We start from the raw sequence: 1,018 nt of genomic DNA on the forward strand, positions 1-1,018 counted from the left end.
AACGAGCAGCCAAGGAAATCAGCCTCGAAGACCGACTCGAGCACGATCTTCGCTGCTGTCTGCACGATCCGGTCACGAACAGCAGGAATCGACAGCGGCCTCCGCTCCGTCGACCCAGGCTTCGGGATGAACACCCGCTGGGCCGGCAGCGGACGGTAGCTGCCCTCCTGAAGTTCACCGACCAGCTCGTCGAGGAGACGGTCAACGCCGTACTCCTCGACCATTCTCAGGGTGATGTTATCGATGCCGGCTGCGCCGCGGTTGCGGCGCACCTGCTCCCACGCCCGCCGCATGACATCTCTGCGGTAGACCTTGTCATACAGCGCGTGGAACCGCCGTCCGGGATCGGCCTTGGCCGCCCGGTAGAGCGCATGCTGCAAGGCGCGGACCCTGTCCCCACGGACAGCCGCCAGGGTGGACCTAGCCGAAACGGCACTCACCGACCCGATCTCCCTCACACCAGCGCATAGACGAAGTAGCGGCCCTTCCCATCACCGGTGGTTATGTTGTCCGTCCGGCTCGACCGGTAATACGACCGCCTCCGACGCCCTCCCGACACAGCGTCCACTTCCCGGTTCCTCACCGGTTATAGAACCCCGCTATTCCACAGGATTTCCGCAGCCTGTTTCGGTCGGGGAGGGCCTCCCCAGTTCCCGCCGTCACCATCTGAACGTTCCGCGCCCCCTACGCCGGGGAGTCCTTCGCGGCTGCACTCCAGGATCTTCACCGCTTCCGTGGCCTTCGCCCTGATCAAAGGGGCTCGGCTCTCCCTTTCCCCGCCTTGCGGCGGGCACTTTAACGGCGCTGCAGGCTTCGCTTCATGCTACGGACCGCCCAGTCGCTCCCCCTTCTCAGGGCTTTTGACGGTGCGCTTCGACGCCGGGCGTTTCCCCCCGACGCCGGCACCCTGCTACCGGGCCTCCTGGCAGCTAGCCGGACCGGACTCCCACCGGCAGGCGACGACGAGCTTCAGACCAGGTCACGGCCCCACGGGCCACCTCCTGATCACTGGGCGCAC

Annotated in this window: 1 pseudogene; it reads right to left on the reverse strand. The window is 66.1% G+C overall.

Going from position 1 to position 1,018, the window contains the following annotated elements:
* Nucleotides 1-440 (reverse strand): annotated as a pseudogene (locus tag MJ797_RS26840) (group II intron reverse transcriptase/maturase); the annotation flags it as partial.
* Between the last annotated feature and the right edge of the window lie 578 nt (nucleotides 441-1,018).

Origin of the sequence: Protofrankia sp. CiP3 (assembly GCF_917627345.1) — a bacterium.
Lineage (GTDB): Bacteria > Actinomycetota > Actinomycetes > Frankiales > Frankiaceae > Protofrankia.